Origin of the sequence: Lutimaribacter saemankumensis, from assembly GCF_900100005.1 — a bacterium.
Lineage (GTDB): Bacteria > Pseudomonadota > Alphaproteobacteria > Rhodobacterales > Rhodobacteraceae > Lutimaribacter > Lutimaribacter saemankumensis.
Window position 1 is genome coordinate 1 of sequence record NZ_FNEB01000025.1, and the last position, 7833, is coordinate 7833.

Consider the following 7833-nt stretch of genomic DNA (forward strand, 5'->3'; position numbering starts at 1 on the left):
CGGCTTGCTTCATACAAAGCCGCGCTGCGTGACATGGGGTGTGAAGACCGGCAAGCCTGTGGTCGCTGGCTGAACAACAGAGTTGAGAACTCACATCTTCCATTCCGACGACGAGAACGCGCGATGCTGCGCTTTCGGAGAATGCGAAGTCTGCAGAAATTCGTCGCCGTCCACTCTTCTGTCTTCAACCACTTCAACAAAGATCGCAGCCTCTCGAAACGAGATCACTTCAAGCAGAACAGTACCGCTGCTCTTGCCGAGTGGCGTAGTCTCTGCGCGGCATAAGGGACAGTGTCACTGTCCTGGCAGAGACGAGTTCGTATTAGTCTGACAGCACCATCCGGAGAGTTCATCGCTTGTTGAAAGTCTCTGACGGGTACTCCCCGAAAAAGTTGCGATATCGTTCGGCAAACCGACCGCTATGGGTGAAGCCAAGCGACAGGGCGACGTCTTTGACCGAACGTGGGACCCTTTCCGCTGACAGGATTAGAGAACGAGCTTGGGTAATCCTTTTTGCGTGCAAGTACGCTATTGGCGACGCGCCGTAGACTTCATTGAAGCACAAATGCAATGTGGTTGCTCCGACGTTAGCCGCCTTGCAAAGGTCAGCTATGCTTGGTGGATTGGTCGTGCGGTCTTCAAACAGTTCTTCCGCGCGCCTGACAACTCGAACGGGGTCAAGATTGAGATTTGAGAATGCATTCTCATCGATTGCCTGTGCCATGATGAGGCCGGCAATCTCGGAGAAAAGATCATTCTCGATGACAGCATCCAGTACGAACCTACCGGGGCCCACAGGCTTGTCCAGCGACGCTGCTATGGTCTCCAGAAGCCGCCTGTGAAATCTTGTGCCCAAGGCTGAACCAAGGGATATCCGCTGATCTTGGAGGTCGATATCCTCGACATAGCAACCACTCAAATTGGCGCATGCATCCCTCAGTTTAGATTTTCGCACACCCACTGCTAAGTTATGCCGCTTTTCGCCAGTGGCGGAATATCCGTCAGGACCGCCTGAAACAAAAACATCGAACGGTCTTGCTGTTTGAGCGTTGAAAACATAGGCACCGACCCAATCGACCGGTGCCATCAAGACCATCCAATCCGGGTGGGGCACAATGGTACTGGCCATTTTTGGCGCGACCTTGCTACGAAAGATAATCAGATCCCGTCCAGTGACTTGCAGCATTTTGTACTCAAGACGTCCCGGTCCGAGTTGCGCCGCTTCGGCTTGAAGGGTGGGTAAGCCGCGCCAAAACTCTTGATGCGTCAGGTCGGTCTTAGCGGGAAAGCGCGATAAATGCTTCGGTTCCTCGAGATTCATGAAACCTCTCCCTAATGGCGAATTTACCCAATGGTGAGCTTAAAATACCTTAAGGCTGTCAACGACTAAATGAACTCGTAACCGCCGAAAACGTAGGATTTGACCCTCGATTTCGGGCCCATCTTACCACCAGCGTAGGATTTGTCCCTCACTTTCAGGCACGACTCGATCCCAGAATGCTACCGTTCTCAAAGCTGTGTAGTGCAGAAATGGGTGTCACCTTTGCGGTTTTCGCGTATCTCTCCTGCCGCTCTAGGCACCTTTCCCGTGCCTATAACCGCCACGGCATTGGCTTTGGCCACACCCGTTTGGGCGAAATTCCAGCCCGTGGTGAACAACGGCACCAACCCGACCTCGCTGGCGCCCAGCGCTTGCATTCAGTGCAAGTACTCGGACTTGGGTTGGGGGTTTTCCAACGACGTCTTTGAAGCCAATTTCTCGGGGCCATTACGTGTCAATGAGACTCGAACTCAATTCGCATGGGCGGTGACAGGCGTAGGATTTGCACCTCGATTCTTCGGCAAAATTTTTCCCACCAAAGTAAGATGCTGTGGCCTCGAGCTGCGCGGTCGACGGCTGGAAGCGGGACGTCTTTCTTGCGATTTTTCTTCTAACACTTCCGCTTCTCAGCAGGTTTGCCGCGAATATTGCTTTTCGTCACGCTTGATCAGCATCGAGCGGCGGATTTCCGTCGCTCTCCCATGGAAGGATAGATTAAAGTGAAATATCGCAACGTTATCATGGCCCTAGCTGTTTCGGCGGCGGCCACCTTCGGCCCGGCATACGCCCAGACAGCGGAAGGACAGTCCGTTGGAGCCGCGATCGAACGGGTCGCGACGAAGCTTGCGGGGCGCATCGGTTTCGCGGCGCAGGAGATCGGCGACGACGAGGTCATCGCGTTCAATGGCGATGAGACCTTCGTCATGGCCAGCACCTACAAGGTTGCGATTGCCGCTGCGGTCCTGGATCGCGTCGACAAAGGCGAACTCAGCCTCGACCAGATGGTCGATGTCACACTCGACATGATGATGATCGGGGACGCTGCGCTGAACGGCACATTCGTTCACCCTGGGCTCCAGTTGTCGATCGCGAACGTGATCGAGGTGATGATCACGGAGAGCGATAACACGGCGACCGACATCTCGATGGGACTGGCTGGAGGACCCGCGGCGGTGACCCAATATCTGCGCAGGATCGGGATCAGCGATATCAGAGTCGATCGGCCCACCGGCGAGATCATCGGGGAGTTCTATGGTTTGCCGGGACCGGCCACGCATAAACTCGCCACAGAGGTCTTCAAGGCCCGGCCGGAACTCTTGAAGATCCAGGCTGACCGCAATCTGGACTTCGAGGCAGATCCACGTGACCAAGCAACGCCCCTCGCGATGCTGCAACTGCTGCTTGCCATCGACAGTGGCGCGGCGACAAGCGCCGAGAGCCGCGACTTCCTGATTGATGTCATGTCGCGCACGCGCACCGGCGCTGGTCGGCTCAAGGGGCTGATGCCCAGGGGAACACCCGTGGCGAACAAGACCGGAACCATCGGCGGAGTTGCCAACGACGTCGGCTATATCACGCTCCCCGACGGTCGCCGGTTTGCAATCGCCGTGTTCACCAAGAGTAGCGAGACATCCGAGGCGGACAGGGATCGGGCAATTGCCGAGGTCGCCCGGTCGCTGTTCGACTACTTCAATGTCGGGCAGATGGCGAAGCAGTAAGCGGGGAAACTTCGCCTTGCAGGATCTGCCAGTGCGCTCCTGCACGGCAAAGACAGAACTCTCCGCCAAAAGCCATCGTTATCCCGCGAGGGAAACTCCAGTGAAGACTCCAATGCAAAGGAAAAATCTAGTGAAGAACCGAATGAGAACACTACCTGCCCTGCTTGTTTCGGCGCTACTGTACGTCACACCGGCACTCGCACAGCAGGCCATGACACAGGAAGAGGGCCAGGCGACTTTTGATGCGGTCCTCGCCGAAACTGCTGAACTGATCAAGGAAATGAACATCCCGGGGCTTGGTGTCGGGGTCATCCATGGGCCCAACACCTACAGCGCCGGCCTCGGCATCACGAAGGTAGGCACCGACGAGGCGGTTACCCCTGATACGCAATTTCAAATTGGCTCTGTGACCAAAACCTTCCTGTCGACAGTGGCCCTGCAGCTGTCCGAACGGGGCGAGCTGGATTTGAACGCGCGTATCGTCGACCTCCTGCCGTGGTGGAGGGTCGCGGACGCGGAAGCAACGTCGAAAGCCCGGGTCGTTGATCTGTTCCACCATCGCGCTGGCTGGTATGGCGACCATGGGTTCCTTCGTGTTCCCCCGGGCGGGTCGATCAGCGAGAAGGTCATGCTCCAGGCGGCTTACGTCGAGCAGATCTATCCGTTCGGTCAAACCTGGATGTACAACAACACCAGCATCACCTTCGCGACCCATGTGGTGTCGCATGCTGGCGGAAAGTCGATCGAGAACCTGATCGAAGAGAACCTGCTCACCCCGCTCGGCATGGAGTCGTCATCCTTTAACTACGACCCCACCCCGCCAGCCAAAGATTACGCATGGGGTCATCCGCCGATCTACGGCGAAGGCAACATCAATGATCTCAAGCCCTACTACATTCCGTTGATCCCAGAATCCGCAGCCTCGGGCGCGCTCCGGTCGACGATCAACGACATGCTGAAATACGCCCGCTTTCAGCTGGACGGCAAGGACGCCGCCGGGAACCAGCTGCTGTCCATGGAAGCGCTGGACTATGCCCACGCTCCGGCCGTCGAGGCCGAGGCCGGCGACTTTACCGGGTTGACATGGTTCATCCACGATTACGACGGCGTCACCAGCCCCAGCCACGGCGGGAATTGGCCCGGCACGCGGTCCTTCCTGCAGCTGATCCCGGATCGCGACTTTGCCGTGGTGGTTTTGGTCCACAGCGATCGCGGATCCGAAGCCTACAAGAAAATTGCGAACTCGATGGTCAAAGCCTTCACGGGAATCGAGGCCGACTCTCCGGTCGCAGCGGGCGTTGATCCGGCTGTCCTCGACCCGTTCGTCGGCGTCTTCAAAGGGAATTCCCAGAACATCGAGATCCGCAAAGAGGGCGACAAGTACGTGTTTATTCAGTTCTCCGCATTGACCAGCGGAGCGGATCCCGCGCCGGCCAATGTGGCCAACACGGCTGACGGCTATTTCATCATCACCGAAGGCCCGAACGAGGGTGCCCTTGGCGAATTGCTCGAAGATCCGTCTGGCGAACTGAACTACGTGCGATTCAACCACCGGATCTTCATTCGGGGCGACGGTGCGGTCGATGATTTCGACCTCTCCGGGACTGTCTTCGAATAACCGGGGCGACAAGAGCCACGGATCAGGTGGAGGTTCGATCCTGCACAGCGCAGATCGAACTCTCCACCGAACTGGCTGAATCGAAAGCAGGAGAAGCCCAATGAAGAAACCAAACCTGAAGACCTTGACGGCGGCGCTGGCCGTCGCCGTCAGCGTTGCCCTTCCGGCGGCCGCTCAGGACACCTCCGGGCCGATCCTGTATACAAACGTCAACGTCTTTGACGGCGTGAACGAAGCCCTGATCGAAAACGCCAATGTCGTGGTGACGGAGAACCTGATCACTGCCGTTTTGACCGGACCCTTAAATTTCAGGAGGATCCAGTCATGACACAACCGAAAGCCCTGATCCTCTGTATGGCGTTTCTATCGATGCTTGCCACGACTGCGTGCAACGCGCAGAACCAGTCGGCTCAAGCCCGGAGCGAGCGGGAAATATCTTCTTCGACGCAAACCGATAATTGCCCTGTCATCGAAAGCAGCAACTGGGTCGCAAAACTCTCCCGGGCTTCGCCCGATGGGGCATCCCCCCTCCTTTTTGTAAGTGGCGATCTCACGCTGCCCACCCCAGGATATTCTGTCGACCTGAAAATCGGAAAGGTAGATCGTTCTGCAGTGCCAACAGTCTTCGTGGTGATTTCCACGACACCACCGGACGGAATGGTTGCACAGGTGTTGGATACCCAGACAGTTTCAATGACGGCAGATGCACCAGCCTCCCGCTTGCGCTCCGTCATCGTGATCTGTGGCGACATGCGCTTGTTCGAAATCAGCTACGCCATGATGGTGAAAGATGGGGATTGAAATCACTCTTTTATTTTGGTCGCATGATCCGTGATGACGTCCAATGGCTTGACCGGCGAGAGTTCAAACGCCTTCATTAGAAGATGCTTTACCGCAACAATTGCATTTCGAGATTTAACGCGTAGTGCTCTCGTTTATACTCGGACGATGCAAAGGTCATTGGGACAACGTCGCTGCAGTGACTTTAATTGGAAGCATAAGTACCGACGAGAGTAAAGAACCAGAAGCGTTCTTGTTTCCCAAACCATCGACGCTCAGTCGCTTGCCAATCAACTGCACTACCTCGGGTGAGTCTGAAAACTTTGAGTGGTTCGAACCATTCACGTCGATCTCGGACAAATCTAAGATTGTCACGCCAAGTCCTGTCAGATCTTCAACGTCATCATTGCCGACCCGCGGCACTCCTCGAGCGAGAAACCGGGAAAAACTCAAAGCATTGTCATCGCGCGAAATTAAAATGTAAAACTGCCGCTCATTATCGGCAAACGGTGCCAACTGCTGCCTGAACAGATCGGCATCGATGTCAGGTGCAGCCATTATGATATGGCGAAGTCGACCGGTGCGGTTGAACGTGCCGTCAAGTTTTGCCTGTCGCATTGCTTCAACCGTGAGCAGATTTCCCATTGAATGCGATAAGAGATCAACGGCTTTTGCGTTGGTTTTGGAGATGAGATAGGCACCGCGCAAGAGGTTGTCCCGCGCGATCAGGACGCTGTTCATGTCATAGACATAGTCCAACAACCGACCACTGGAGGCCCAGCTGAACAAAACTGGTACACCTTCATATCCGGAATCCTCAACGAACTGACCCATTCGAAGCGCTGCTTCTGTCAAGGTTGTGTTGTAGCCATGCACAAAGACCAAAACGTTTCGGTTGTGGGCGGGGCGCTGGTTCAATTCTGCTTGTAGGGCGGAGATGAAATTACCTTCGGACCCGAAGACGGCTGGATCAATTACGGTGAAATGCTTCGCGGGACTAGGGATGCCTGACCGGGGAAACTCTATCTCACCCGGTTTGTGGTTCGGAGGCACACTGACCGATAGTTTCGCCAGCCCAATTTCAGGCGATCGTTTTCCTGAGAACAAAATTGTTGGATCATTGTCTCGAGCACGCGAGGTTATCACGAAAATTTCGTGCTTTTTGAGAATGCTATCCGCATCATCATTCTGAGGCTCGGCTGCCAGGCCGATCATCCCGCGTTCCGCCGGAGCGCAGCCCGCAATTGCAAGACTTGTGACAAGCAAGAGAACACAAGCCTTGAACCTCACATCACTCACGCCAAGAAACATCGGTAGAGTTCTCCCCAGCCTGTAAGTTGAGCGTTAACACGCAACACCGCAGCCAACTTTGAAATACGATATAACCAGATCATCGGCTCTAAAGCACGAAAGCACAGCGGCGAAGGATTTGGACATCGCATTTCTTTGCCGCCTGTTTGCGGCGCTTCTATGATTCAGACGGCTTTGTCAGAGGAACTTGGCTTGAGCCGGGCAGGGGGCTTTCGTAGCCTTTGAAGATGACCAAGCGCTCGCCTTTCAAGTATTTCAAAACCAGCCCCGAGATCATCCGCCTGGCGGTGATGCTCTATGTCCGGTTTCCGCTATCGCTGAGAAATGTCGGAGATCTGCTCCAAGAACGCGGCATCGACGTCAACCATGAAACCATCCGGCTCTGGTGGAACAGGTTCGGGCCGATATTTGCGTCCGAGATCCGCCAGCCACGTGTTCAGCAGCTGCGTGCGTTTTCGCGATGGCAGTGGCATGTGGACGAGGTCTTCGTGAAGATCAACGGCGAGCGGCACGACCTGTGGCGAGCCGTAGATCACGAAGGCGAGGTGCTCGAGAGCGTTGTCACAAAGCGAAGAAACAAGCTGCTGCATTGAAAATTCTTAAGAAATTAATGCGGCGATATGGTCAGCCAGAGGTGCTGGCAATGGACCGGCTGGCTTCATACAAGGCCGCGCTTCGAGACATGGGCTGCGAAGACCGTCAAGCCTGTGGTCGTTGGCTAAATAACCGCGTTGAGAACTCACATCTTCCATTCCGACGACGAGAAAGGGCGATGCAGCGGTTTCGGCGAATGCGAAGTTTGCAGAAATTCGTCGCCGTCCACTCTTCCGTCTTCAACCACTTCAACCAGGATCGCAGCCTCTCAAGCCGAGATCACTTCAAGCAGAACCGAACCGTTGCTCTGGCCGAGTGGCGTGGTCTCTGCGCTGCATAAGGGGCAGCCCTACTGTCCTGGCAGAGAAGAGCCTGAATTAATCTGACAATATCCTCCAGCCTTCACGCAGTTGGTCCAGCGGAACAACGTGTCCCCTCCTAAATGCCATCGGTCCTGAAGGCTGTTGCCAGATCCGACGGACAATCCGCTC

The 7833-nt window shown here is 55.5% G+C and carries 8 protein-coding genes and 1 pseudogene; 7 read left to right on the forward strand and 2 right to left on the reverse strand.

What is annotated here, in order from left to right; genetic code table 11:
• Window positions 1-285: DDE-type integrase/transposase/recombinase (locus BLT50_RS18500; RefSeq protein WP_139170590.1), on the forward strand; the 285-nt coding region annotated here is incomplete at its 5' end.
• Window positions 286-349: 64 nt separating this feature from the next.
• Here the strand turns inward: BLT50_RS18500 and BLT50_RS18505 are convergent.
• Entirely contained in the window at window positions 350-1321 is a 972-nt protein-coding gene (locus tag BLT50_RS18505) for an AraC family transcriptional regulator (protein ID WP_090030750.1), read from the reverse strand.
• 330 nt (window positions 1322-1651) lie between these two features.
• On the opposite strand from BLT50_RS18505, the gene BLT50_RS19145 reads away from it, so the two are divergent.
• The 5 genes from BLT50_RS19145 to BLT50_RS19150 all read left to right on the forward strand — a co-directional run bounded on the left by BLT50_RS19145 (window position 1652) and on the right by BLT50_RS19150 (window position 5458).
• Complete coding sequence (locus tag BLT50_RS19145) at window positions 1652-2044, forward strand: hypothetical protein (protein ID WP_139170591.1); 393 nt, start codon at window positions 1652-1654, stop codon at window positions 2042-2044.
• Window positions 2041-3039, forward strand: a complete 999-nt coding sequence (bla, locus tag BLT50_RS18510) for a class A beta-lactamase (RefSeq protein WP_090030751.1) — start codon at window positions 2041-2043, stop codon at window positions 3037-3039. Before BLT50_RS19145 ends, bla begins: the two co-directional genes overlap by 4 nt.
• Before the next feature lie 142 nt (window positions 3040-3181).
• The gene (locus BLT50_RS18515; RefSeq protein ID WP_217629257.1) at window positions 3182-4657 is read left to right on the forward strand and encodes a serine hydrolase domain-containing protein; all 1476 of its coding nucleotides are present in this window, start codon (window positions 3182-3184) and stop codon (window positions 4655-4657) included.
• A 100-nt stretch (window positions 4658-4757) separates the two neighbouring features.
• Complete coding sequence (locus tag BLT50_RS18520; protein ID WP_175491540.1) at window positions 4758-4985, forward strand: hypothetical protein; 228 nt, start codon at window positions 4758-4760, stop codon at window positions 4983-4985.
• Complete coding sequence (locus BLT50_RS19150) at window positions 4982-5458, forward strand: hypothetical protein (RefSeq protein ID WP_139170592.1); 477 nt, start codon at window positions 4982-4984, stop codon at window positions 5456-5458. The genes BLT50_RS18520 and BLT50_RS19150 overlap by 4 nt, the downstream gene beginning before the upstream one ends.
• 156 nt (window positions 5459-5614) lie before the next feature.
• On the opposite strand, the gene BLT50_RS18525 is transcribed toward BLT50_RS19150, so the two are convergent.
• Window positions 5615-6652 carry an alpha/beta hydrolase gene (locus BLT50_RS18525; RefSeq protein WP_175491541.1) on the reverse strand — a complete coding sequence of 346 codons (1038 nt, stop codon included), beginning with the start codon at window positions 6650-6652 and terminating at the stop codon, window positions 5615-5617.
• A 323-nt stretch (window positions 6653-6975) separates the two neighbouring features.
• Between BLT50_RS18525 and BLT50_RS18530 the strand changes: the two are divergent.
• A pseudogene (locus tag BLT50_RS18530) lies at window positions 6976-7682 on the forward strand (IS6 family transposase).
• The last annotated feature ends 151 nt before the right edge of the window (window positions 7683-7833 follow it).

Excerpts from the sequence above, each read along its gene's own strand:
- BLT50_RS18505 (WP_090030750.1), bottom strand. The coding sequence starts at position 1,321 with ATGAATCTCGAGGAACCGAAGCATTTATCGCGCTTTCCCGCTAAGACC.
- BLT50_RS18515 (WP_217629257.1), top strand. The coding sequence starts at position 3,182 with ATGAGAACACTACCTGCCCTGCTTGTTTCGGCGCTACTGTACGTCACA.
- BLT50_RS18520 (WP_175491540.1), top strand. The coding sequence starts at position 4,758 with ATGAAGAAACCAAACCTGAAGACCTTGACGGCGGCGCTGGCCGTCGCC.
- BLT50_RS19150 (WP_139170592.1), top strand. The coding sequence starts at position 4,982 with ATGACACAACCGAAAGCCCTGATCCTCTGTATGGCGTTTCTATCGATG.
- BLT50_RS18525 (WP_175491541.1), bottom strand. The coding sequence starts at position 6,652 with ATGATCGGCCTGGCAGCCGAGCCTCAGAATGATGATGCGGATAGCATT.